The 24,482-nt window shown below is 42.3% G+C and carries 20 protein-coding genes; 9 read left to right on the plus strand and 11 right to left on the minus strand.

Features of this window, described 5'->3' with window-relative positions:
- Window positions 1–137 precede the first annotated feature (137 nt).
- The 9 genes from ABDK00_RS13480 (at window position 138) to ABDK00_RS13520 (ending at window position 9,362) form a co-directional block, all read left to right on the plus strand.
- Window positions 138–1,286: a 2Fe-2S iron-sulfur cluster-binding protein gene (locus ABDK00_RS13480; protein ID WP_346236873.1), complete on the plus strand. Its 1,149-nt coding sequence runs from the start codon at window positions 138–140 to the stop codon at window positions 1,284–1,286.
- On the plus strand, window positions 1,279–1,569 hold the full coding sequence (locus ABDK00_RS13485) for a nucleotidyltransferase domain-containing protein (RefSeq protein WP_346236872.1): 291 nt from the start codon (window positions 1,279–1,281) through the stop codon (window positions 1,567–1,569). Before ABDK00_RS13480 ends, ABDK00_RS13485 begins: the two co-directional genes overlap by 8 nt.
- A gap of 157 nt (window positions 1,570–1,726) precedes the next feature.
- A complete protein-coding gene (gene nuoH / locus ABDK00_RS13490; protein WP_346236871.1) occupies window positions 1,727–2,782 on the plus strand; it encodes an NADH-quinone oxidoreductase subunit NuoH in 1,056 nt (351 codons plus the stop codon).
- 233 nt (window positions 2,783–3,015) lie between these two features.
- Window positions 3,016–3,582 (plus strand): NADH-quinone oxidoreductase subunit NuoI, encoded by a 567-nt coding sequence (gene nuoI, locus ABDK00_RS13495; protein ID WP_346236870.1) that lies wholly within the window; start codon window positions 3,016–3,018, stop codon window positions 3,580–3,582.
- A 5-nt stretch (window positions 3,583–3,587) separates the two neighbouring features.
- Window positions 3,588–4,088, plus strand: coding sequence for an NADH-quinone oxidoreductase subunit J (locus tag ABDK00_RS13500; RefSeq protein ID WP_346236869.1), 501 nt, complete (start codon window positions 3,588–3,590; stop codon window positions 4,086–4,088).
- A gap of 106 nt (window positions 4,089–4,194) precedes the next feature.
- Window positions 4,195–4,518: an NADH-quinone oxidoreductase subunit NuoK gene (gene nuoK / locus ABDK00_RS13505; RefSeq protein WP_346236868.1), complete on the plus strand. Its 324-nt coding sequence runs from the start codon at window positions 4,195–4,197 to the stop codon at window positions 4,516–4,518.
- A gap of 43 nt (window positions 4,519–4,561) precedes the next feature.
- A complete protein-coding gene (nuoL, locus tag ABDK00_RS13510; RefSeq protein WP_346236867.1) occupies window positions 4,562–6,460 on the plus strand; it encodes an NADH-quinone oxidoreductase subunit L in 1,899 nt (632 codons plus the stop codon).
- 30 nt (window positions 6,461–6,490) lie between these two features.
- Window positions 6,491–7,969, plus strand: coding sequence for an NADH-quinone oxidoreductase subunit M (locus ABDK00_RS13515; RefSeq protein ID WP_346236866.1), 1,479 nt, complete (start codon window positions 6,491–6,493; stop codon window positions 7,967–7,969).
- Between the two features lie 10 nt (window positions 7,970–7,979).
- Window positions 7,980–9,362 (plus strand): NADH-quinone oxidoreductase subunit N, encoded by a 1,383-nt coding sequence (locus tag ABDK00_RS13520; RefSeq protein WP_346236865.1) that lies wholly within the window; start codon window positions 7,980–7,982, stop codon window positions 9,360–9,362.
- A gap of 9 nt (window positions 9,363–9,371) precedes the next feature.
- On the opposite strand, the gene ABDK00_RS13525 is transcribed toward ABDK00_RS13520, so the two are convergent.
- The 11 genes from ABDK00_RS13525 to ABDK00_RS13575 form a co-directional block, all read right to left on the minus strand.
- On the minus strand, window positions 9,372–10,022 hold the full coding sequence (locus ABDK00_RS13525) for a response regulator transcription factor (RefSeq protein WP_346236864.1): 651 nt from the start codon (window positions 10,020–10,022) through the stop codon (window positions 9,372–9,374).
- Between the two features lie 3 nt (window positions 10,023–10,025).
- Window positions 10,026–11,864: a tetratricopeptide repeat-containing sensor histidine kinase gene (locus tag ABDK00_RS13530; RefSeq protein WP_346236863.1), complete on the minus strand. Its 1,839-nt coding sequence runs from the start codon at window positions 11,862–11,864 to the stop codon at window positions 10,026–10,028.
- 419 nt (window positions 11,865–12,283) lie between these two features.
- Complete coding sequence (locus tag ABDK00_RS13535; protein ID WP_346236862.1) at window positions 12,284–13,357, minus strand: hypothetical protein; 1,074 nt, start codon at window positions 13,355–13,357, stop codon at window positions 12,284–12,286.
- A gap of 179 nt (window positions 13,358–13,536) precedes the next feature.
- The gene (locus ABDK00_RS13540; protein WP_346236861.1) at window positions 13,537–15,420 is read right to left on the minus strand and encodes a hypothetical protein; all 1,884 of its coding nucleotides are present in this window, start codon (window positions 15,418–15,420) and stop codon (window positions 13,537–13,539) included.
- A 13-nt stretch (window positions 15,421–15,433) separates the two neighbouring features.
- Window positions 15,434–16,450 (minus strand): hypothetical protein, encoded by a 1,017-nt coding sequence (locus ABDK00_RS13545; RefSeq protein ID WP_346236860.1) that lies wholly within the window; start codon window positions 16,448–16,450, stop codon window positions 15,434–15,436.
- Window positions 16,451–16,459: 9 nt separating this feature from the next.
- Window positions 16,460–16,948 (minus strand): hypothetical protein, encoded by a 489-nt coding sequence (locus ABDK00_RS13550; protein WP_346236859.1) that lies wholly within the window; start codon window positions 16,946–16,948, stop codon window positions 16,460–16,462.
- 44 nt (window positions 16,949–16,992) lie between these two features.
- Window positions 16,993–19,197: a hypothetical protein gene (locus ABDK00_RS13555; RefSeq protein WP_346236858.1), complete on the minus strand. Its 2,205-nt coding sequence runs from the start codon at window positions 19,195–19,197 to the stop codon at window positions 16,993–16,995.
- Between the two features lie 14 nt (window positions 19,198–19,211).
- Complete coding sequence (locus ABDK00_RS13560; protein ID WP_346236857.1) at window positions 19,212–20,192, minus strand: hypothetical protein; 981 nt, start codon at window positions 20,190–20,192, stop codon at window positions 19,212–19,214.
- Entirely contained in the window at window positions 20,182–21,126 is a 945-nt protein-coding gene (locus ABDK00_RS13565) for a hypothetical protein (protein ID WP_346236856.1), read from the minus strand. The genes ABDK00_RS13560 and ABDK00_RS13565 overlap by 11 nt, the downstream gene beginning before the upstream one ends.
- A gap of 21 nt (window positions 21,127–21,147) precedes the next feature.
- Window positions 21,148–22,653, minus strand: a complete 1,506-nt coding sequence (locus ABDK00_RS13570; protein ID WP_346236855.1) for a hypothetical protein — start codon at window positions 22,651–22,653, stop codon at window positions 21,148–21,150.
- A 2-nt stretch (window positions 22,654–22,655) separates the two neighbouring features.
- The gene (locus ABDK00_RS13575) at window positions 22,656–24,458 is read right to left on the minus strand and encodes an RHS repeat domain-containing protein (RefSeq protein ID WP_346236854.1); all 1,803 of its coding nucleotides are present in this window, start codon (window positions 24,456–24,458) and stop codon (window positions 22,656–22,658) included.
- Window positions 24,459–24,482 lie beyond the last annotated feature (24 nt).

The following is a 24,482-nucleotide window of genomic DNA, read 5'->3' on the forward strand; positions in this document are numbered from 1 at the left end:
AGCCTCTTTGAAAGTGTGTATGAAAAAGTCTTGAGCAGATTTGATGATAAACCTAAAAGAGAGAATTATAGATACTTATTAGAAATAAACGTCGTTTTCGCCGTTTTTCATTGTATTCTTTGTGTGAAATTTTATAAATGGCTGAAGAAATAAAACAAGCTCCACCGGCAAATTTCAAAGTAACGATCGACAATATTACTGTTGAAGTAACGCCCGGCACTACAATATTGCAAGCAGCGCGCCTGGTTGGCGGCGATGTAACGCCACCCGCTATGTGCTTTTACACGCCTTTAAAAGGCAGCGGCGGTAAATGCCGCACCTGCCTGGTAGAAGTAAGCAAGGGATCGGAAAAAGATCCGCGGCCTATGCCCAAACTGGTGGCAAGTTGCCGCACCGGAGTGATGGACGGCATGGAAGTGAAAAGCATTACCAGCCAGCGCGTGCAGGACGCCCGAGCCGGCGTGGTAGAGTTTCTTTTACTAAACCATCCGCTGGATTGCCCCATCTGCGACCAGGCAGGCGAATGCCACTTACAGGACCTGAGTTACGAACATGGCCGCGAAGGCACCCGCTATGAGTTTAAAAGAAGAACATTCAAAAAACATAATTTAGGCAAATACATCCAGCTTCACATGACGCGGTGCATCCTGTGTTACCGCTGTGTGTTTACGGCCGATCAACTTACCAACAAGCGCGAGCACGGTGTATTAGACCGCGGCGATCATGCCGAAATCGCGACCTATATTGAAAAGTCGCTCGACAATGATTTTATTGGCAACGTTATCGATGTTTGTCCTGTCGGCGCGCTGACGGATAAAACGTTTCGTTTCAAAAACAGGGTGTGGTTTACCAAACCTGAAGATGCACACCGCGACTGCGACAAATGCTGCGGAAAAGTTACACTTTGGAAACGCGGCGACGAAGTGCTGCGCGTCACTGCCCGCAAAGATCAGTGGGGAGAAATCATGAATACCGAGGAAGGGAAAACGGGGTGGATTTGCAACGAATGCCGTTTCGATAAAAAAGATGTAAAAGATTGGGTAATCGAGGGGCCGACCAAAGTGGCACGCCACTCAGTGATCGGCGCCAATCATTACGAAGTGTTGAATAAGCCCAAAGAAACCATCCCTGAAGTTATGGGAGGACGAGCGCCTAAACTTTTGCTCGACATCCACAGCATCAGCGATGTCAACGATCCCGCCGTTGACTTGAGTAAGATCGACGGGCCGGCGACAGGGGCGGTTTTTAATAAAAAGAATTTGACGGAAGGAAAAGATAATGCCTGATTCGTCTATCATATTACAACAAATTAAAAAAGCTGTATTATCGGTTGATCCGGGTGCGGAGTTGATATTGTTTGGCTCGAGGGCAAGGGGCGATCATCATGAGGAAAGCGATTGGGGTGTTTTGGTGCTGTTGAACCAAAATGTAAACGGACGTGTAAAGTTTGAAATAAGTGATAGCTTGTCTCCTGTTGGATTAGAAAACAGTGTTGCGATTAGCACGGTAGTCGTTAACAAAAACAACTGGTATCACAAATACAAAGATTATCCGCTTTTTTTTAGGTAAAGAAAGATGGGGAAAGGATATGAATAATGAATTTATTATATCACGCCTGCTTCGCTCGAAGGATGAAGCAGAAAAACTATTAAATGAAACCGAAAATCAGCTTCAAGTAGTTTGGCAGAAATTTGAAGAAAATTAAAACTTATACCATTTTCACACAATGATTACATTACTCGCAATAGACTGGTTTTTTATTATCGAAAAGCTGATTTTGATCGCACTGGTTGTAACGCTTTCGATGATCGTTGCCATGTACGCCACTTATGGCGAAAGGAAAGTGGCTGCCTTTATGCAAGACAGGATCGGGCCCAACCGCGCCGGCCCCTTTGGTTTGCTCCAGCCGCTGGCTGATGGCGGTAAACTTTTCTTCAAAGAAGAAATTATTCCTTTGGCTTCGTCTAAATTCTTGTTCGTGCTGGGGCCTGTGTTGGCGATGGTGACCGCTTTGTTGACAAGCGCCGTTATCCCCTGGGGCTCCCCGGCAGTGGTAGCGGGAAGAACGGTGCCGCTGCAGGTGGCTGATATCAATATTGGTATTCTCTACGTATTTGGCGTTGTGAGTTTGGGTGTTTATGGAATCATGATCGGCGGCTGGGCCTCCAATAACAAATTCTCTCTGTTGGCCGGCATTCGCGGCGCTTCTCAAATGATCTCTTACGAATTGGCTATGGGCCTTTCGCTTATCGCGGTGTTGATGCTGACCGGTTCTTTGCAAATGAGCACTATTGTTCAAAATCAGTTGGACAATGGCTGGAACGTGATCTATCAGCCGCTGGGCTTTTTCATATTCTTTATTTGCGCCCTGGCCGAATGTAACCGCACACCATTTGATTTGCCTGAAGCAGAAAACGAATTGAATTTCGGATACCACCAGGAATATTCGAGTATGAAACTCGGGTTTTACCTGTTTGCTGAATACATTAATATGTTCATTAGCGGTGTGATCATGGCGACCTTATATTTTGGAGGTTATGATATTCCGTTTGTAAACGAAGCGAATTGGGGCATTTCACAAAATCTGCTCGCGTTCATCAGTTTTGTAGTGTTGCTGATAAAAGCGTTTTTCTTTGTTTTCGTTTTTATGTGGATCAGGTGGACCATTCCGCGCTTCCGTTTTGATCAGCTGATGCATTTGGGATGGAAAAGGCTGGTGCCGCTGGCTTTGCTCAACATGATCATCACGGCTTTGGTGGTGCTTTGGCTGAACGGTAAATAAAAAAGCAATCTGGCTATTGGCGTTTATACAAGATGCCATCTGTACTACAGTAAAAGAGTGCGACGCAACGAAGATGATAGTAGTACTTAGCCGGGAACATAAAAAAACAACGGGTTTGCAGCGTTCGATAAATAAACGGGTTGAGGATGAGCGTATTGATTACCAACTTATCAATTTGTAAACTGTGAACTAAACTTATATTTGCGAAAATTTAAAATATTGCTCGAAAACTAATGGGGATTCAATATACAAATAGAGCCAAACCGGTGGACCGCAGCCCAATGACCTGGGTGGAGCGCCTCTACATCTGGAATATTTTGAAAGGAATGGGCATCACTTTGAAGCATTTTTTCAAAAAGAAAGCCACGATCAAATATCCGGAGGAAACAAGGCCGTTTAGCAAAGTGTTTCGTGGCCTGCATATTTTAAATCGCGACGAAGAAGGCCGCGAGCGTTGCACTGCTTGTGGCCTGTGCGCGGTGGCCTGCCCTGCCGAAGCGATTACAATGGAAGCCGCAGAGCGCCAGGACGGAGAAGAAAACCTGTATCGCGAAGAAAAATACGCAGCCAAATATGAAATCAATATGTTGCGTTGTATTTTCTGCGGTTATTGCGAAGAGGCTTGCCCGAAAGATGCCATTTATCTTTCTCAGACATTTACGCCGTCGAACTACGATCGCAAAGGGTTTATTTATAAAAAAGAAGATCTCCTCATTCCCAACCCGGTGACCGAGCCGGAAGCTTATCAAAAAGCGTTGGGAACGATCAATAAAGAAACTAAAAACGCTGAGGTTAATTAAGGGAAATGGGAATTACACAAATACTTTTTTGGGTGCTTACGGTAGCGGCTTTGTTTAGCGCTATCATGGTAGTAAGCAGTAAAAACCCCGTGCATAGCGTGTTGTGGCTGGTGGCCACGTTTTTTGCCATCTCCGGCCATTACATTTTGCTCAACGCACAGTTCCTGGCTATTGTCAATATCATTGTGTATGCGGGTGCGATCATGGTTTTGTTTCTGTTTGTGATCATGTTAATGAATCTCAACAAAAGCACAGAACCTGTTAAGCACAAATGGCTGCAAATTATCGGTATTTTATCGGGCGGATGTTTGCTTTTGGTAATTGTAGCGGCGCTAAGAAATACTGAAGTTTCGCAGCACATGGTAGAAATGAGCACCGGCGAAGCGGGACTGATCAAAAACCTGGGACGCGAGCTGTTCACCACTTTTGTAGTGCCTTTTGAAATCAGCAGCATTTTATTTTTAAGTGCGATGGTCGGCGCCGTGGTTATTGGAAAGAAAGATTAAGTCGCTTCTTTCTGAAAAGAAAGCAGCGGCACATTTGTATAAATTAATGACTTGAACTGAGGTGCAAAAAAAAACGCATTTCATATCAAAAATTACAAATTCGAAAATGCCTGTAAATTATTATATCGTTCTGGCGCTGTCGCTGTTTAGCATTGGCGTAGTGGGCGTACTCACCCGACGCAACGCCATCATCGTGTTTATGTGTATTGAGCTGATGCTTAATTCGGTAAACCTGCTGCTGGTGGCTTTCTCCAAAATGCAGGTAGCCAAAGATGCGCTGCCGGTGGCGGGAACAGACGGGCAGCTTTTTGTATTCTTTATCATGGTGGTAGCCGCGGCTGAAGTGAGTGTGGGGCTGGCGATCATCGTGATGATGTATCGTAATATTCATTCGGTTGATATTAATTTCCTCAACCGCCTGAAACATTAATGCCGGCTGAAAAAGTTAAACCTTTAGTGTATAAATTATTTGAATGAAAATTGAACTGATCTTAATACCATTATTACCGCTTATCGGCTTTTTGCTGAATGGGTTATTAAGGAATTATTTGTCGAAGGGATTGACAGGCATCATTGGCAGCGGGTCGATTTTGGCAGCTTTTGTGTTGAGCTTTATGGCTTTCCTGGAGGTTCGCTCCGGCCATGTTATCACCTCCTCTTATTTTGATTTTATAAGTATCCGTTCCTTAAAAGTTCCGTTTGCTTTTCAGGTAGATCAGTTGAGTTCCATATTCTTACTGATCATAACAGGCGTAGGTTTTTTGATACATGTTTATTCGACCTCTTATATGCACGACGAAAAGCCGCACCATTTCGCCCGGTATTTTGCCTATCTGAATTTGTTCGTCTTTTCCATGTTATTGCTGGTTATGGGGTCCAACTTCGTTATTATGTTTATTGGTTGGGAAGGAGTTGGTCTTTGTTCGTACCTACTGATTGGCTTTTGGTTTAAAAAAGAAGATTATACCAAAGCGGCGTCGAAAGCTTTCATCATGAATCGCATTGGGGATCTGGCTTTTTTGATCGCTTTATTCATGCTCGTTCATAAACTAGGCACACTAACCTTCAGCGAAATTTTCAATCCGGAAGCTTTAGCTAAGCTTTCTGCTTTTGATATTACCGTTATAACGACTTTATTATTTGTAGGCGCCACCGGTAAAAGTGCCCAAATTCCTTTATACACCTGGCTGCCAGATGCGATGGCGGGCCCTACGCCGGTTTCGGCATTAATACACGCCGCAACAATGGTAACGGCCGGCATTTATATGATTGCGCGAAGCAACCTCATGTATTCCATGGCGCCGGGCACATTAAACTGCATCGCTATCATCGGCGTGGCGACCGCGCTGCTGGCAGCGAGCATCGCGCTTAAACAAAACGATATAAAAAAAGTACTGGCCTACTCAACGGTGAGCCAGCTGGGCTATATGTTTTTGGCACTAGGAACCGGCGCTTATGTGGCTGCAGTTTTCCATGTGATGACGCATGCTTTCTTTAAAGCCCTGTTATTCCTGGGAAGCGGTAGCGTTATTCATGCTATGGGAGGCGAGCAGGACATGCGCAAAATGGGCGGCTTGTCCAAATACATGAAGATTACCAATATTACTTTTCTTTTGGGATGCCTCGCTATCGCCGGTATTCCCGGCTTTTCGGGCTTCTTTTCCAAAGATGAAATATTGGCGAGCGCATTTGCCACGTCTCCGGTGCTTTATGGATTAGGATTGCTCGGTGCGCTGCTTACGGCGTTTTATATGTTCCGCTTATACGCAACCACTTTTAAAGGAAGTTTTCGCGGCAGCCACGAACAGGAACATCATTTACATGAAAGTCCGGCCGCGATCACAATCCCTTTGATCGTGCTCGCCATTCTTTCGGTAATCGGTGGTTATATCGGCATTCCAGAATTTATCATGCACGGCGCCCATAGTTTAAAAGCATTTTTAAACCCCATTTTTGAACAGTCTTACGCCTTATTACCCAAACATGAAGTGTCGCACAGTATGGAGTGGGCTTTAACCGGCGTTTCTTCGCTGTTAATTATTATCACTGTTGCTATCGCCTGGGGCCGGTATAGTAAAAAACCTGATACCGAAGAAGCGAAAGGTTTTGGCAAATTGTTGCAGGACAAATGGTATGTGGATGAAATTTACAATGGCGTTATTGTGAAACCATTGAATGCTTTGGGCGCTTTTTTCAATAATATTTTCGAAAAGAATATTGTGGATGGTATCGTGAACGGCGTGGGACGTTTGGTTCATTACGGCGGGCGTCAGTTGCGCTGGCTGCAAAGCGGCCAGACGGGGTCTTATGTGTTGATGATGGTCGTTAGCATTTTGATTGTATTTGTATTACAGTTTTTTTTAAGAAAATAGTTTTAATACGCAGACTTTTAGTATTTGTATATGATTTCTTTGTTGCTGATATTACTTCCGCTGCTGAGCGGTATCATCACCTTCTTTATCAAAAAAGAAGCGGGTGCAAGAGCCTGGTCGCTGCTGGCGGCTATTGCCACTTTTGTTGTTGCGATTGTAGCTTTTACCTGCTACAACAACACCGCGTCTTTATCATTCAGCGCGCCCTGGATGGGCATTTTAAACAGCAGCTTTGCCATTAAAGCCGACGGCATGGGCGCCATGCTGTGTATGCTTACCGCCCTTTCTTTTCCGCTTATTTTTATTTCCACCTGGACGACGTCTTACAAAAAAGCCCATAATTTTTTAGGATTGATGTTGTTGACCCAAGCCGGCCTTATGGGCGTTTTTTTAGCAATGGATGCGTTGTTATTTTATTTCTTCTGGGAGCTGGCCCTGATCCCCGTTTATTTCATTTGTTCGCAATGGGGTAATGAAAAAAGGATTAAAGTAACTTTCAAATTTTTCATTTATACATTTATTGGCTCCCTTTTGATGCTTATCGGCATCCTTTATATTTACTCCCAAACCAACTCTTTTGCTATTGATGCGTTTTACAACGCCTCGCTCAGTTCGCAGCAGCAGATGTGGGTATTTTGGCTGTTTTTTGTAGCCTTTGCTATCAAAATGCCGATCTTTCCGTTGCATACCTGGCAGCCGGACGCTTACGAGCAATCTCCCACCGCAGCCACAATGGTGTTGAGCGGGATCATGGTAAAAATGGGTGTATTGGGTCTTTTACGCTGGCTGCTGCCGGTGTTGCCCATTGCGTCTTACAGTTGGGGAGATACGGTTTCTACCATGGCTGTGATCGGAATTATCTATGCCTCCCTGATCGCCTTCCAGCAAAATGATATGAAGCGGCTGGTGGCTTATTCTTCTATTGCGCATATTGGCTTAATGTGTGTTGCGGTTTTTTCTGAAACCCAAAGCAGCATTCAGGGCACGCTGTTTCAAATGTTTGCCCACGGTATCAACATTCTTGGCATGTGGATTATCGTAGAAATTATCGAGCGCAAATTCGGAACCAGGAAAATGAATGAATTGGGCGGCATTGCAAAAAAAGCGCCGGCGCTTACGATATTCTTTTTTGTTATCGCATTCGCCAATATTGCCTTGCCGCTTACCAACGCATTTGTCGGAGAATTTTTGATGTTTAACGGGATTTTGGGATCGCCGGTTACGCAATACGGCGTGGCCTTTATGGTAGCGGCCGGAACAGGCGTTATCCTTGGCGCTGTTTACACGTTAAAAATGGGAAGGCAGGTTTTTCTGGGAAAGACGAATAGCCGGACAGAGCAAGGAACGGATATCGTTTTCCACGAGAAAGCCATACTGTGTGTGATCGTTGCTACGATTATCATTACGGGTGTCTATCCGCAGCATCTATTACATTCTCTCGAAGATATTACGAATTCAATTTTACACAAATCAGATGTGCTTCCTTTATTAAAAACAATGAAGCAATAAGCAATATAGTATGAACGCATTAGTACTTTCTGCAATTTTTGGTGTTGTCATGATGTTTAGTGGTGTGGTGTTTAAAAGAAATGCATCCATCAAAGCCACGGGTATTATAGCAATGATCGTGCTGTTACTTGTTAATTGCATGGAAATGGGAAATATTAAATTTTTCAAATTTGATGTTTCAGCATTTATGGTGTTTAACGACTACGCGCTTTTCTTTAATTCGATTGCCATCTTTGCCACTTTAGTTTACCTGGTGTTGACATCGGCTGAAATGGAAAAAGTGGGCCGCAATCTGGCGGAGTATTTCGCACTGATATTTTTCATCATCGCCGGCATCACGCTAACGACCAGTTTCACCTCATTATTGACGCTCTTTTTGGGGATTGAAATCATTTCCATACCCTTATACATTTTAACCGGGTCGGATAAAAGGAATCTAAAAAGCAACGAAGCCGCGTTGAAGTATTTTTTGATGGGTTCTTTTTCGACGGGTATTATGCTGATGGGCATCGCATTGATTTACGGATCGCAGGGCAGCTTTAGCATAGACGCCATGAACTTTAGCGCGGCTGCGAAGACACCCAATTTGCATATTGCCGGCATGTTATTTCTGCTATTTGCTATGAGTTTCAAAGCTTCTGTGGCGCCTTTCCATTTCTGGACACCGGATGTATATGACGGCGCTCCTACCGTATTCACTTCCTTCATGGCGACCATTGTTAAAGCCGCCGTTTTTATTGGATTTGTTCGTTTGTTCGGCGGCGCGTTTGGCAAGTTGGAGTCGACCTGGTCATTGTGGGTGGCCGTAATGATCGCTGCAACATTGTTTGTTGGCAATATTACCGCCGTTTTTCAGCAAAGTGTAAAACGCATGCTCTCCTACTCAAGCATTGCGCAGGCAGGTTTTTTGCTTTTTGGGGTTTATGTTATGAATGAAGCCGGCCGCGAAGGCTTATTAATTTATTCAGCGGCTTACTGCCTGGCCACTATTGGCATTTTTGCGGTGCTTAGCAAAATGACAGACTATAGTTTTGAAGGTTTCAACGGATTGGCCAAACATCAGCCCCTCCTGGCTTTCACTACTACCATTTGCCTGTTGTCGCTTGCAGGGATTCCGCTCACAGCCGGCTTTTTAGGGAAATTTTACATGTTAAAAGCAGCCGTTTCCAACGGCGGCAATTTGTGGCTTGTCATTTTTGCGGTTGTGATGGCAGCGGTGAGTGTTTACTATTATTTCAGAGTAATCCAGGCTATGTATTTTAAAGACGGCCCGGTTCAATCGGTGGCCGCAACGCCATTGGAAAAATACACTTTGCTTATTGTTTGTGTGCTGATTATACTGATTGGCGTATTCCCCAATGTTTTCCTGAACTGGCTTTATTTCAGCCGTTAAAAGATCGCATTAAATAATGCGGCGTTTTTGCGCGAGCCGTACTGCCTCTACTTTTGAGTGCACCTGGAGTTTATGGTAAATATGCTCTATGTGCTTACGCACCGTTGAGGGAGAAATGAACAAATTCTCCGCTATCATTGTGTAAGACAGCCCTTTGGACAGTTGCTCCAGCACTTCCACTTCTCTTTGTGATAAATTGACGTCCTCATCTGATGCCTGCGCTTCATCAGGCAAAGGGTTGCGAAGCAAGCGCAAGGTTTTCATGGCCACCGACGGCGTCATCGCAGCGCCGCCTTCGAGTGTTTGCAGAATGGCCTTGTGAAGCTCCTCTGGCCCGGTTTCTTTCAAAAGATATCCATCTGCACCTGACTGTATGGCTTTAAAGATATGTTCATCATCGTCGATTACCGTCAGCATGATAATTTTAATCTGCGGATGTTTTTGTTTTATGAGCGCACAGGTTTCGATGCCATTTTTCTTTGGCATTTCAATATCCATCAGTATTAGATCTATATTGGCATTTTCCTGTAAGCGGCCGATACACTCCATTCCGTCGCGCGCGGTAAAACTAATTTTCATGTCGTCAAAAAAAGACAATCGTTCCTGAATACTTTTAATGAGAAAATGATTGTCGTCGACGATGGCGAGATGTGCTTTCATGTGTTATGCATTTGAAGGTATCATTAATCTAACAGAAGTTAGGCTGGCATCGCGGGTTATGTGCAATGAGCCACCAAGGATTTCGGCACGTTTCCTCATATTAATCAAACCATTTCCCTCATAGTTTTTAGTAACGTCAAAGCCATTGCCATTATCTTTTACCAGAAAACAAAACTGATCGTTCTCGAAGGTAAAGTTGATCCATATGTCATTGGCGCCGGAATGTTTCATAGCGTTATTTACCGCTTCCTGAAGAACCTGATGAATATGCATGCCCATTCGGGACGGAAAAGCAATTTCATCAGAATCTGCGAGCTCATTATTGAACGCCATTTTTACAGAGGATATTGATTGGTTTGCCTTTTCAACGAAATTTGATATGCGGCCGCGCAAATCGCTTAAACTGATGGACTGCTTGTTCATTGCCCAAATCGTATCTCTCAACTCTTGTATGGTATCTTTTGTAAAGGAGCGGATATTGTTCAGACTATCGGTAAATTTTTCATTCTTGTCAGATGTGTAATACTTAATGGTGTCGATTGCTGAAACAATAAAGGACAACTGGGCGCCGATATTGTCGTGTAAGTCTCTCGATATGGATAGCCTTTGCTCTTGTAGTTTATGCTGTCCGTCTATTTGGGCGAGCGCCAATTTAAGTTCTCCCTCCTGTTTTTGCCTGAGGGCTTTAACGACTTGCTGTTTATAAAGTAGAAAGCCAATCAGGCCAACTATTACAGCAAGCGAGACCAAACCAAATATCCATAAGTTACGCTTCCTGAGGTGCAATTCGTTCTCGGCAATTTTCGCACGTTGACTCAATATTTTTCTTTCTTTTTCAGCGGCTTCATATTTAGTGGCCATTTCCTCAACGTCTTTAAGCTTTTGCACATTATATAAGCTATCTTCCAGCTGGTTGTATATTTTGAAACTTGTATAGGCCTGCTTATAGTCGCCAAGCGAAGCATAGTTATCCGTAATTTGCTGATGATTATATTTCTGTATATCTAAAAATTTAATCTTTTGCGCCACCTCATTGCTTTTTTTAAAAAAAGATGTGGAGACCGCCAATTGATGGGTTTCTTTATAATATTCCCCTAGCGCAGTATAACTCAGCATTAGTGCAAACTGATCTTTTTGCCTTTGCCGTATCTTTAACGCTTGTTTCAAATAAGCTTCTGCCTTGGAATAATTTTTTATAGCCATTTGGGTATATCCCAAAAATTCTAATGAATAGCCAATTCCGACCGAATCATTTCGTTGACGTTGAATGCTTAATGATTTTTCAAATCGTTTATTAGCTGTTTGATAATCCCCCTCGTCTCTGTAAACCACGCCACTTTCATTATTGATGCGGGCAATACCTTCCAAATTATTTTCAGCTTCGTAAAGGCTTAACGCTTTGTCATAAAATGATAAAGCTCGCTCCGGTTGCCGTAATTTTCTGTATAACCTTGCCATATCGTCGTATAAAAGGCCTAGCTTTTCGCTATCGCCGCTATCTTCCAATTCACCAAGCGCTTTATAATAGTAAACCGAAGCGCTGTCTATGCTTCCCTTTTTTCCCAGGGCGCCGCCAATCAGTCTTAAAAAGTTTCCTTTGTTAACATTGTCATGTTGATTTTTTGCCAACTCATATCCCAGCCTTGCAAGATCAATTGTTTCATCATAACGTGTAAGATAAATCTTGTTAATCTCATTCTGTAGCAAGGCTACTTTCTCTCGATAGCCGGCTATTTGTTTAACGGCCCGTGCGACGTCGTCAGCCGAAGAAAATGTTTGAGAAAAAGAATTAAAAGAAAATATTAAGCAAATTAACGTAAGGTTAAAGCTCAGACCTTTCATTACACCTCCGATTTTAAATGACAGAAATTGCAGCAAAGCAGGCTTGGTACCGCAGGGTTGCAAGGGTCAATTTACATAAAAAAATCACTTAATGCTAGTACGATCTAAAAATCTTAAGTACAGACTTTAGATATTGTTGTAGAGTTTCGACCAATAAACGATCTGCCTGATTCAACAACAAACTTTCATTTGATCGGGCCGACAATTCACTAAATCCCATATTACGCTCGCGCATGCGAACTTCTTCTATAACATTCGGGGCAAATGGAAATTTACGTTCTCTATCAGGCAGGGGCATGCTTTGATTCATTCTAATAAGATCAGTATAACTTTCAAAAAAACGTCGGATCACCAGAATTAACAAACCCAGTAATCCAAATATCGATATGAATAAAAAAAACAGTGCAATCATTTCAGCTTTATTTTTTTCTTTCCTTTTGAATTCTTCGCCACCTAACAATCGCCCAAACCACAATCAAAATAAATATCAGTCCGATAAGAAAGGGGGCGACAATTACAAACAAAGTGATCAGCCCCGGTAGCGCTCCCCAAAATGTTGTTTCGACTTGGTACGGATCGCCGGTTTCAACATTAGTATATACCAGAGTTTGCAGCGGCAGTATATGCATCGCGTCTATCTTTGTAAATAAACTGTCCGCCTTCGAAGCTACAGGGTCAAATAAAAAATTTTCCATTCTGCTGTAGTAAGTAGCCACAAGATTGTCCTTAGGTGTTGGCGAAAAGTCTAGTTTTTGGCCCGAAAAAAGCCGGTGGCTTTCGTTATAACGAAAGCCAAAACCAGCCGATAAACCATGCAGGTCTTTTAGCGTCAGGCCGTCCATTAACTGCACATAGAACTGGCCTTTTTCAATCGGCTGGCGCCAAACGCTACCACTTTCCAGCAGATAAATAAACGCATTCTTTCTTTCATGATTATATCCGCTGCGAATACCCGCTTCGTTAGTGTTTACCAAAAAATAGACTTCAACAGTCTTTGCTTCTTCTGCACCAAAAGCCATTTCCCACACCATCCAGTTGTCGCCCGACGGAATGGGGCTTTTTTCATCATGGTTTAGCTCCGGATGCGCCTCTTTCAATAGCGGCAACCAATTGCCGCCCGCCCTGATCTTAAACCGGCTAAGCGAGTCTAGCAACACTTCGTTCAAATCCACCGCGCCGCCCGCATATATGCCATTGACGGGATACCCCATTTTAAAACGTAAATCTTTACCAGACGTGTTTCTGAAAAGATAAACTCCCTTCACCACAGCATAGCCCTTATACAGCTGAATGTAAATTTCCTCCTGCTCCATCTGCACTTTTTTAAAAGCAACGGAGTCCTCCGGATACAGCATCGTAAACACCGTTCCGCCGGCGTTCCAGATTCCGGGTTGAGCAGCATTGGCCCAGGAGTAGTTATTACCCAAAAACAAGAATATCCAAAGAGTAATGAATGTTCCAAGGTATTTTTCTCTTGAATATTGAATGATCATTTTATTTTATTTTTAGATGTCTTCTTACACAAATTTTCTGTGAGGTTATTTTGTGCCAATCCAAATCCACTGTCGTAGTTTTTACAATTTGAGCCAAAGCCGCTATTGGCAGCAAACATATGACGAGCAGCGTAGGTTTCATGAAGCGCTTTATTTTATCACATTAAAAGCTATAGTTATCATTTAGATTTCTCATGATCCTTTATCATTTTCTGTGATGATCGGGTCACCTGATTTCTTACAGTGGCTGATAAATATTTTTTAAACTCTTTATACTGGTCGAACACGCTTTTATCGCATAGCATTAACAATTGAAAAGGGCGTTCTTTTTCGTTGTTATACAAGGCCGTCAGGATTTGCGCGATGCCCTGGTGCAGTTGATCTTCTGAAATCACTTGTTTTTGCTTGAGATACCAGGCATCAAATTTTTCCGCAAGACATTTATTGCTGTTGCTACAAGCCGCAAGCCATTGATTAACCAATGTTTGCATTTCTCGATCAACGGTATGGGCGGTAGTAGCGTTTTTTGCGATGATAGGATAAACGGTGTAGGCGCTGCCCGTTTTATAGTCAATTAAAATAATAGTTTCACCAGTATTAAGCGTATAAATCAGGTTACCGTTTGCATCAAAATTGGTTGCAGCTTTGGCACTGATACTATTATAATGGGTGCCATCCGGTTTAAGGTAGTAATGGAGCTTTTTACCGTCTTTGTAATAAAAAGTCCAAAAACCTTTGTTGCCTGTTTGGGCATTCAAAATTTTTGCGGGAAGTATTTTTAATACGTGCGTATTGTTGTAAAAATCAGTAAGCTCATAAAATCTTTGGTTTGGGGGATAGTAAACAATGCCGTTACCCTGGTTGCTGTAAAGCCATACCGTTCCTTTGGGTACCTGTTTGCCGTTTTCGTAAAGCCAAAAACTTTTGCCGTCCTGTGTTTTTTTATAGGTTACTGTCGGTAATATGTTGGTGGTGGCTTTTTTGTGTTTATTGGCATCAAAAGACACGATGGGATAAACGGTATGTTCTTTCGGGTTGTTATAATAATTTTCGAGCACGATGGTTTCGCCATTATTAAAGGTAAATACCAGATCGTTGTTAATATCTGTATAGCTTGCTTTTTTGTTGGTCGTATTGTAGGACGTGCCGTTGGGTTTTAGATAAACAAAGCCATCGCTTTTTTTGTACCAAAATCCCTTATCGCCGATTTTATAATCGATTTTTCTACCCCGAATAAATTTTTCCAGAGGGGTCCGGCTGTCTTCATAACCCGTCATTTCACAGAAAGTACGGGTTTTGGGGTAGTAAAATATATGGTTGCCATTCAAGGTAAACAGCGTAAGTGAGTTAGCTAAAATGCTTTCGCCGTCATTAAACAAAAGGTAGCCGTATTTGCCATCGGCCCTTTTCTTTTTCATCCACCACACACCTTTAGAATAGTCAGACTTGGCGGTTGCATTGTTTTCAACTGTATTTGCTTTCTCGTGTTTGTTGGCATCGTAAGACACAATCGGATATACCCATTTAACCAAAGCTTTTTTGTATTTATTAAGTACGATTTTTTCACCATTGTCCAGCTGCACAATCAGATTATTATCAGTATCAAAATCGATCCGGTCTTTATTTAAAAGAATTTTATCGGTAAGACCATAAGAAGTACCATCCAGCTTGTAATAGTAGTAAGATGTTCCCAAGGTATGGCTATTTAAAAACCAAAAGCCTTTATCACCCACTTTACTGGGCAATAGTACGCCTTTGTTGCCCGGATGTTCCTTAGGCATTTCGGTGCTTTTCATCGGCAACCTAAACCCTTTTAGGTTGTAAAACGATTTTGTTTTAGGAATGTAGATATGCGCATCTCCTCCAAGAAAATCTTCAAATAAAAATATATAAGATTCGGCAATATCGGTTCCATTCAAATACACATGGCTTTTGTAGTTCTTGATATTCCAATAAACACCTTTCTGGGGAATATTTTGCGCAGTTGCAAAAAATCCCAAAACGATGTACAGCACCAGCAATAACACGCCCTTTCCCGGATATAAACGAATCGAGTATTTCATAATCGAAGTTTATTTAGAAATTTATAAGTGCCTGAAGCATTCTTACAAACTCATGGTACACTTTCCTATCGTATGCCGTATTTCCGATCACACTATTGTTAGCCAGCGTAATTTTAAAGAACCCTATACCAGTAATGTTTTTGGTTTTTACATCCACGTCGGCTTCTGCTATAATATTGTTGTACTTATCTTTTAAGTACAGCGTTAATTTGAATGGTATGAGCTCGCCTTTATTTTTTTCAAAAGTCTGCAAAGTCTGCTCCGAATACTGTTGCAACCCAAAAGGTAAATTGTCGATCGGCGCTTCTTTTTCGAAACGATGAATCCCTTTCAGCAGCTTGTTTTGCGCCACGCTGTCTTCAATCAGTTTGAATTTTATTTCCACTAAATCGTTAAGATAAGCAGTTGCATAAAAATAACTTTTCGGTTCCACATAGGAAATAATCTCTTTGTCATCGAGATAAAAATAATTAGTAACAATGTCGGCTTCGCCGGGTGCTTTTTGACGATGGATCTCTTTATACAGTTTTCCCTTTGCGGAATAATAGCGCATAGTTTCGGATTTTGTTCCATCCATGTCTGCCTGAATGCGCTCCAACAAACTATCCTGATAAATAAAGCGAACCTGATTTTTACTGCCATCTTTAAACCGGATGCGCTCTTCCACAATACGGCCCTGCCTGTTGTAGCGGTAGGTGTAAGTGCGATTTAGATAGGGATTGCTATGGGTCCAGGTTTCTGTTTGCAGTTTTCCTTTATTGTAAATGCTGTTGGCTTTAGCCCAACTATCATCCAGGAAATTTCGATTTTCGTAGCTTTCTATGTTACCGTCCGAATTAAAGCATCGGGTTATTTTCTCCACCTTCTCGATGCTGTCTCCATCAACGCTGTAATAGATGGCTTCTACCTTTTTCACCGGTTGCGGATAGCCATAATCGCGATAACTGATTTGCGGAAGGGTTTGGGCGGCACTTCCTAAAGCAATAAGCAACCAAAGTATTGTGAACTGTATTTTAGACGCCGACTTCATTAAATGATTTTATTTTGAATGGTTAGCTGGTATTTTATCGATATTTTCCAATGCCTCGCGGAGTTGCTCTTTGGTTATTGTTTTGGCAGGCTCAATAAGTTTAACCAGCGTATGCACCAACATTTCATAAAGTGAATTGAATTGTTTTTTAACCGCTTTATCTTTCAGGTTTTTGGTGATATATAAAGTATCGCCGTTAGAAAAAATAACGTTTATTTCCTCGATGGTAATTTTAAAAAAGGGAACTAAAAATTGATAGTGGATGCGCGCCTGCAGCAAACTGCCCTCGTATTTTTTAGACCAATCTAATTTATAGTCCTTGTCCGAAACGACATTCGTCCTTAAAAAACGGAAGCTTTGACGGGCCAACAGGGCTTCGTATTCCTCCGCCATAAATTTCACGGTTTCCAAACTTTCTCCTTTTTTATAGTACCCGTACAATTCGGTGGTCGGCGTTGCCGGAATACCGGATTGGGCAAAAGCAGCGCCGCTTATCATAAGCAGACAAAACGTTTTTATGCACCGGGTGATGGTCATAGCATTTAATCTTTGTTTAAACTTTTCTTCGCCACTTCGCGCAGGTAGCTTCTGGCCTCAGGATATTTTTTTGAAATAATTTTCAAACATTCATCAAAAGAATTCTTATGCATTAAATTGACAAAATTGTAAGAAGCGCCTTTGTGTTGCTGATAAATAAGATAAAACACATCAGCAAATGTTTCATAGATAATCTGCGAATTATCGGCTACCCGAATCCACTCGTACTGCAGCTTGTTCATGTAATTTTTAAGATCGGTATAGGTGCGCGTTTTGGGATTGTTATATAGTTGAAGAAAATTTTCGGCTTCAAACTTCATGTGCTCATCTGTGCCAAAAAGGGTAGCATTGCCGTCTCCCATTGCCTGCAAAGCCTTGCTCACTTTAGTATAAAAATCGCCATCGTTAAAATCAATCTTATACATTTGCTTTTCCTGGGTGGGCCGTTGGATATAACCCCGGCCACCGCAAATGCTGCAAGCGACCGTTTCATAGCGATCGAGCACTTCTTTTTTAGAGGTCCATAGCTTAACCGGCTTTAGATAACCCGAACGATCCTGTTCGGTTAAAATCGTCCTTCCTTTGCTATCTTTCCAGTTTACATCCTGCGTTACGGTTTTATATCTTGGCACCACTTTGGTTTTGGGACACCCCACTTCAACTATTTTGGTTGTTGTACTCTCATAATAGACATCACCAATATTTTTGTTCAGGGTTACCAGATTATTGTTATCGCCTTTTAGCAAAATTTTCTTGTCACCCGAAATGCCAAAAACGGGTACCCATCGGTTCAGATTTTGTACAAATACCTTCGCGTTGGCTCTGAGCCCCAATTGTTCATAGGGGACTTTCTCATAAAACTGAAAAGTATCAACCGGACTTTTGCTATTTTTTATATAACTGAATCCTTCAACCGGTGATTTGGCCCAAATGTTCCGATCCTGGTCGGTGTCGCTTTTGCCATAAAACATGCCGGGGCTAAATTCGCGCCCATCGATCAGTTTTCCATTGATAAAAACTCCGGCTTCGGCGTAGAGGTTAAACACTAATTTGCTGGAAATATCGCTGCCCCAAAAGTTAGTGGTGCCTGTTAACCGATAGCCTAACCCATTTAATTTTCCATTTTTAAAAATGCCTACTTCAAACAGTAATTCCTTTCCGGGGGTGGGATCGCCTGTTGTAGCATATTTCACACCATATCCATTGGAGGGTTGCGAAGTATAGTTTCCCAACAGCTCGGGATACGGATATTTGGCAGCACGGGCGCCATCCTGAAAAAGGCCGGAACCCGTATAGGCAGCCACCGAAAGTTGTTGTTGCAACTGCAATAAATCGGGCGCTTCAGACGCTCTTGCCGGAATTGCCTTTTCTATATTGCCGCCAACCACCAGCACCCATTCGGATTGATTACCACTTGTTCGAAATAAAACCGATCCCTGCGGCATACCGGCTACCGGGCCAAAGAAGCCGCGGTATTCCTCTCCGCTATCCGCCATAAATTTACCGATGTGCGGTGTTCCTTTATAGAACCCTTTGGGCGTACGATTCAAAATTTCACCAAATTGTTTTGCAGAAAAGTTCGCGTCAAAAATCCACGGACTTAGCGCCGAATGATTCAGGGTGTAAGATCCGAATATGCTGGCCGATCCATTCATAAAACGAAACGATGGTTCGTTCTTTCTTTTATTCCCCTCCCTTACATAAAGGGTTTTATTGTTATAATTATGGGACTGCTGCGCATAATGAACGCTACCGTCTTCATTGTAAATTGTTTTATCGTTCGCTACCTGATAACCTGGCTTTTTGCCAACAGCATCGCCAGGACAAAACAGTTGATCATTGCTTAAAAAACGTATATCGCCTGTAGGCAGTACCGATACTTCGGTAATACTGCGCGTTCCATAACGGTTGGGATACTTATCCCGGGTGTAAACGACTTTGGCTGGCGCGTACAGTTTTTGGCCTCCTACTTTAAAGATTACTTTGTCATATTTTTTTCCACTTCTCTCCCGGAAAATATGGGTATTACCGTCCGCGCTGATCAACATTCCCGGATCTTTACTTTTAAAGGTCCGCAGTTCATCGAGCTTTTTAAAATACTCCGGGTTAATAGCATCAATACTGCCAAAAATGTTTTGCCAGGCTTTGTTTTGGCCGTACAGGAAATTGGCACCAATAACCATCACAATAAATAAAATAACCTTCTTCATACCATTTGATTTAACTATTTCAGCCGCGCCACTTTCCGTTCAAAAATCAAGTCCATCTCGGTGTCGCCGCTGGTCGTTCCATCAGCGTACATCAGCTTTCTGAATACCAGTCGCCTTTGTGGTGGTGAAAATCTTCTATCAATTTGCAATCGCTTTATCCAGTCCCCGTTTTCATTTTTAGCCAGCGCGGGAATATCAAAGACAATCTTTGAAACAGGTTTGCTCTGTAGGCTGCTCATCTGCTTGTTAAATGCCATAGGATCGCTTTGCTTTAACTTTCGTTGTGCCAAAGCATAAGTTAAAGGAGCTTCGTTTACTTTAGTTTCAAAATCAATGCGTCGATACGCATCGTAGAAGGTTAACAACCCCGAGCCCGATCGAAAAGATGCCAGGAGCTCGTCCCCTTCGTAGATATAATAACGCTCTGTCACTTTGCCGTTCGCCGCCGTTTCCCTTTCCTGAACACAATTCGCTTTGTGATTAAAAACAGCTTTCCTAGTGCTGCCACTTTTATGCGTCCTTTCGATAGAAGCAACCATCCCGGTTTGGTCATACTTATAAGTATCCGTAAAGTTTGAAAATTTTCCGGTAGCGGTAATATGCGTCAATTGCCCGTCGCTGTTATAATGCAGTTTCTGCCGGCTGTTGAAATTAGCAGCAGTGGCAAGAGTGTTGATGCTATCCAGAACGCCATTCGTATAGACATAATTGTGGGCAGTTTCGCTGCCGTATTGACCAAAAATCCGAATATAATGCTGGATAAGATGCCCGTGTTTATTGAACGAAATAACTTCTGCCATCGTGGGCTCGTAACCCAAACTATCACTTTTGTAGTAAGCAATTTTCACGTGGTCGATTTGCTTTTGAAATCCAAACGACTGCCAATAGGTTTTTGGCGGTGAGAGGTGATCTGCGGCCTCATGTTTTTGGGCATGCACCGTAAAACTGGCAATCATCATTAAAAAAGCAATGGTGTAGTAAATACTATTCTGCATTAGATCCTGTTTTTTTTTGGTTGTTCAAGTAGCGCTGATAGGTGGCTTCAAAAAAATCTTTTATTTGTTCCTGGCACGCCGCCTTGTATGTTTTTTCGGAGGTTTCAATGGTTCGAATCGTCGCGGTTAATTTCCCCGGCGTTTTGGTAGCGTTGCTATATGTTATTTTTGCTATCCATATTTCTTCGTCGTAGAGATAGTTAATATGCGTTGTTTTAATTAATTTTTGGCCTGTGTTTTTCTGCCCTGTAACAAATTCTGCAATCTCAAAAGGATCGCCTTTTTTATTGTAATTATAGATTCTTCGTACCCTAGCTCCTGAACCATCAATAGTAAGCGTATTGGTTAATCTTCCCGTGCTATCGTTTACGTAAGTAATATCAGTCATTAGCTGTTCATTATGGTATGTTCTTTCACGGTATCCTTCTTTTCGACCATATTCTATTTGCCTGGTTCGTTGTCCACGGGTATTGTAAATGGATTTGCCTCGCAGCTCCCCTGCATCATTATAAAACGCTATTGTCTTCTCCACCTCGCCTGTGCTGTGGGTTTTATACCATGTTGTTTTGTAGCCCTTGCTTTCCGTTCGGTAATTGTAGGTTTTATACTCCATGCTCACATTAGAACCGCCTAACGTTTCCTTACTTTCTAACTGACCATCTTCGTACTGATAAGTATTATCAAGTTTCCAATCGGAAGCACTGTCACGTTGTTGATGGTTGACGAGTTGATTGTTTTGAAAAATATAGACCTGATAATATCCACACATGGAAAGATGCCGCCGCGGAATGCTAAAATCTGCATAAGTGATGGTTGCTTTAACGGTGTTCTGAGGCAGTCCGAAATCTTTAGGCGCCGTTTTTTCATGCGTCCTGCCGTTCACCACCGAAAAAAGAAAAATACATAAGTTTAAATATCGGATGGCAATTATCATTTTTATTATTTCAGCCGTATGTTATTTAAGAACCACTTCATATTTCTTCACAAATGTTCCATCTTGTATAATGCCTGCTTCCAGGCCCTGGGCTGTTTTTTTAACTATTTTAGCTTTGCCTTTTTTCGTGTTCCATAAACCAAAATAATAGTTGCCGTTAACCACACCTTCCAGAAAATGAAAATCTTTCGTTTTGGCGCCGTACTGTATCATCTTATTATCTTTCATAATAAAATAGGGCCCCACCGCGTTGCCGCCTTCAAAAAAGCTATACGTGAGCGTGCCACTATCCTTTTTTAAACCGAAGCCATCGGTGCAATTGCCCTCACAGGTCATTGTGGCTTTTCTCGAAAGCAAATCCTGATCGAGATTTTTCACCAGCTTCCCGTTTTTATAAATGCCGGCCTCTACTACTTTGCTGCCACTCACCACAAAGCCATAGCCGTTCAGTAATCCGTTTTCAAACAAGCCGAAGGTGATCCGTTTATCGCCCACGGGAAGATGCGTTTGTCCAAATCCCGATAATTTCCCGTTGACAAAATTGCCTTTGTATTGCATGCCGTTTTTCGACATAAAACCCGGGCCGTTTAAAACCCCTTTCTCAAAAAAACCGTCCTGGGCAGAAAATTTTGTCGTCGCCTGGGTATAAACATTATTGCTTTTTTTGGGGTCCATAAATTCCAGCTGATCTGTATCCGGACTTTCCACTTTGCCATCCCGGTAAGTAATCACATAGGCCTTGGTGGTATTATCGCCGGGCTGGGTAGAAGTAACTGTTTGCGTAAGCAATAAGCCGGCGCTATTATAAGTATTTTCGTAATGGGTGGTAGTGTTGCCGTATTTGAAAAATTTATAATCGGTAAAAACACCATTTTTATCATAAGTATATGCTGAAAACTTTTCTTTGCCTTTGACAACCGAAACAATCAATTTGTCCGCCAAGACTTCATACGAATAATTATACTCATAAGCAGCCCCAAGCTCAGCGATTTTTCTGTTCTTATCATCGTATTTATAATGCGTCGTTGTGGTGGGCCTCAACGCAAACTGGCCTTTCTTCACCTGCCCCCTCTTGAATTTTTCCGACCGAATTAAATTGCCCTTATCATCATAGCTGTTTACGGTTTTGTAAAGCGTGTTTCCATAACGGTCTTCCTGCCAATACTGGGTGATATTTCCCTTGGCATCCAGGTCATAAACATATTCGTTATTCGTTTTAATTCTTTTCTTATCCGGCGCATAATGATAGGTAATCACTTGTGAACCCGTTTCCATTTTTTCAGGCCAGCCTTCTGTATTGTAAAAAGTTTGATTGACGGCCAGACCGGCTTTATTCATAATGAGGATCGCCGCCACGTTTTTATTAGCCAGGCGTTTAGGGAAATAGGCGTCGCCCTGCTGCGGGTTGGCAGGCGCAAAAGTGGATAACTCCTTTGGTTTCGGCTGTTCCACCTGAGCGCTTGCGACAATATTAAAAAAAGCAAGTATCGAAAGGAGTAATGTTATGCTTCGAAAGTTTATCATCATTGTCAGTTTGTTTTGATGGTATGAGAACCACTATATTTTTGAACCCGTTCTCTTGATTTTTCACGGATATAGTTGCGCACATAGGTTGGAAGTTTGCCAATAATACCGGTCATGGAATTTTTTTCCATCCGCATCATCAACTCAAATGCGGCATAAGGTTCATTATTGTAAACCTCTTCGATAAGGCTTGCATAAAATTGCGCGAGCAGGTCGCCTTCTATTTTTCTTTGTCGCCACTTCTTGTCCAGATTAGTCAGATAGGTTTTCAGATGCTGAGGCGCGTTCCTATTGTTTCGATACAGGTCAAGAAAAGCTTTGGCCTCCGCGGAGGGCGCTTTATTTGCGGTACCAGTTGTAGCTGCCGAACTATTGCCATTGGAACCGACTGCCTTAGTCTCGCGCTGCGTGGACGATGTGTTGCTGACAGATCCAATTTTGTCTGTAGCCGCGTTAAAGTACCGTCCCCGGGACAATTCCTTTTCGCCCGCGTTTTTAAAATTGAGCAACACATATTTTGGCACCCCATCGATGGCGCAAACAACGTCCTCGGTACCGGCTATTTTGCCCGGCACGCTAAACCCTTTTTCGGGGACGAGTTTTTCATTATCATAAATCAACAATTTTTTACCTTCTCTTGAATAATAAAACCATACCGCGTTTTTATCCTTCAATTTATTTTTAGCCGGCACGGCGACCGTTTGTTGCGGTGTAGCGCTTCTGTCAAAAAAATAATTTTTTGTTTCACCGCTATCTAAAACACCATAAAAAGTTTTTTCATAGATATATTTCCAATTATCCTTCTGGTTTCGTGGCCTACCATTTTCTACTAAAAGGATGGAAGTATTATCCCTTAATAAAATCACTTCTGTACCCGCGACTAATTTTTCCACAGCAATTTTTTGTCCTTCTTTATGCGTTTTCAGATAGGCGCTACGAGCGATATAATAAGTGGTTGACAACGAATCAAAGAATACATAGTCGTTGTTAAACCGGCAAAAAATCAGTTTTTTAAATGCCTTGCCATTTAGATATAATCGAGGCGCTAACAGCACTCTCGCGCCTTGGCCATCGAGCAAATCCTCCAACACAACCGACCAGGCACTGAGCCCTTTATCATATTCGGAATAATAAATGAGATCGCGGGTAGTGGGAGCCATTGGCTTTTTGCTGTAGCTACTTATGAGGGGTTGATTCGTTTCAGAATTGATATATGATTTCGAAATCCAGTTGCCCTTTTTATCGAATATGTAGGTATATTTCGTCGCGGGATAACCTTTTGATTTATTATAAACTTCAAGCCCGTTTTTGAAATGCCTTTCCGTTTCATAGGACTCGCCCTGATACTGCACACCGACTTCGTCAATAATTAAAAGATCACCTTTTTTTCTATAGCTGTACTGGCTATGACGGGCACCCCGTTTGTCTTTATAAGAACATTTGATCACCCTGTTGCTGTTATCATACTCATAAGTTTCTACGGCACCGTTCCCAAAATCTATTTTAATCAAATTGCCTTTACCATCATAACTATAATCCCGGGTGGAAATAACATCGTTTATAAAACGGGTTACGCGGCCCTTCGCATCCCTGATTGCCCTGTCTTTACTATCATAAGAAAACCATTTTCCATCCCGCGTGTAATAATCGAGAGCACTTGCCTGAAACAGATCACCTTTAAGATGCGCATACCTGAGATCAGATCCCTGCGGAACAGGATTTAGCGGTGCATTTTCCCAATCTACTTTTTGAGCGTAGCCGCCCGGCATTATAAAAAATAAAAGCAGCGCAGTAATTAGTTTCAGCATTTTCAATATTAGATTTCAAAAAAA

Source organism: Niabella insulisoli, from assembly GCF_039652435.2.
In the GTDB taxonomy this organism is placed as follows: domain Bacteria; phylum Bacteroidota; class Bacteroidia; order Chitinophagales; family Chitinophagaceae; genus Niabella; species Niabella insulamsoli.

What these genes read in the sequence shown, in the direction of transcription:
- ABDK00_RS13480 (WP_346236873.1), top strand. Translation starts at nt 138, where the DNA reads ATGGCTGAAGAAATAAAACAAGCTCCACCGGCAAATTTCAAAGTAACG.
- ABDK00_RS13485 (WP_346236872.1), top strand. Translation starts at nt 1,279, where the DNA reads ATGCCTGATTCGTCTATCATATTACAACAAATTAAAAAAGCTGTATTA.
- nuoH (WP_346236871.1), top strand. Translation starts at nt 1,727, where the DNA reads ATGATTACATTACTCGCAATAGACTGGTTTTTTATTATCGAAAAGCTG.
- nuoI (WP_346236870.1), top strand. Translation starts at nt 3,016, where the DNA reads ATGGGGATTCAATATACAAATAGAGCCAAACCGGTGGACCGCAGCCCA.
- ABDK00_RS13500 (WP_346236869.1), top strand. Translation starts at nt 3,588, where the DNA reads ATGGGAATTACACAAATACTTTTTTGGGTGCTTACGGTAGCGGCTTTG.
- nuoK (WP_346236868.1), top strand. Translation starts at nt 4,195, where the DNA reads ATGCCTGTAAATTATTATATCGTTCTGGCGCTGTCGCTGTTTAGCATT.
- nuoL (WP_346236867.1), top strand. Translation starts at nt 4,562, where the DNA reads ATGAAAATTGAACTGATCTTAATACCATTATTACCGCTTATCGGCTTT.
- ABDK00_RS13515 (WP_346236866.1), top strand. Translation starts at nt 6,491, where the DNA reads ATGATTTCTTTGTTGCTGATATTACTTCCGCTGCTGAGCGGTATCATC.
- ABDK00_RS13520 (WP_346236865.1), top strand. Translation starts at nt 7,980, where the DNA reads ATGAACGCATTAGTACTTTCTGCAATTTTTGGTGTTGTCATGATGTTT.
- ABDK00_RS13525 (WP_346236864.1), bottom strand. Translation starts at nt 10,022, where the DNA reads ATGAAAGCACATCTCGCCATCGTCGACGACAATCATTTTCTCATTAAA.
- ABDK00_RS13530 (WP_346236863.1), bottom strand. Translation starts at nt 11,864, where the DNA reads ATGAAAGGTCTGAGCTTTAACCTTACGTTAATTTGCTTAATATTTTCT.
- ABDK00_RS13535 (WP_346236862.1), bottom strand. Translation starts at nt 13,357, where the DNA reads ATGATCATTCAATATTCAAGAGAAAAATACCTTGGAACATTCATTACT.
- ABDK00_RS13540 (WP_346236861.1), bottom strand. Translation starts at nt 15,420, where the DNA reads ATGAAATACTCGATTCGTTTATATCCGGGAAAGGGCGTGTTATTGCTG.
- ABDK00_RS13545 (WP_346236860.1), bottom strand. Translation starts at nt 16,450, where the DNA reads ATGAAGTCGGCGTCTAAAATACAGTTCACAATACTTTGGTTGCTTATT.
- ABDK00_RS13550 (WP_346236859.1), bottom strand. Translation starts at nt 16,948, where the DNA reads ATGATAAGCGGCGCTGCTTTTGCCCAATCCGGTATTCCGGCAACGCCG.
- ABDK00_RS13555 (WP_346236858.1), bottom strand. Translation starts at nt 19,197, where the DNA reads ATGAAGAAGGTTATTTTATTTATTGTGATGGTTATTGGTGCCAATTTC.
- ABDK00_RS13560 (WP_346236857.1), bottom strand. Translation starts at nt 20,192, where the DNA reads ATGCAGAATAGTATTTACTACACCATTGCTTTTTTAATGATGATTGCC.
- ABDK00_RS13565 (WP_346236856.1), bottom strand. Translation starts at nt 21,126, where the DNA reads ATGATAATTGCCATCCGATATTTAAACTTATGTATTTTTCTTTTTTCG.
- ABDK00_RS13570 (WP_346236855.1), bottom strand. Translation starts at nt 22,653, where the DNA reads ATGATGATAAACTTTCGAAGCATAACATTACTCCTTTCGATACTTGCT.
- ABDK00_RS13575 (WP_346236854.1), bottom strand. Translation starts at nt 24,458, where the DNA reads ATGCTGAAACTAATTACTGCGCTGCTTTTATTTTTTATAATGCCGGGC.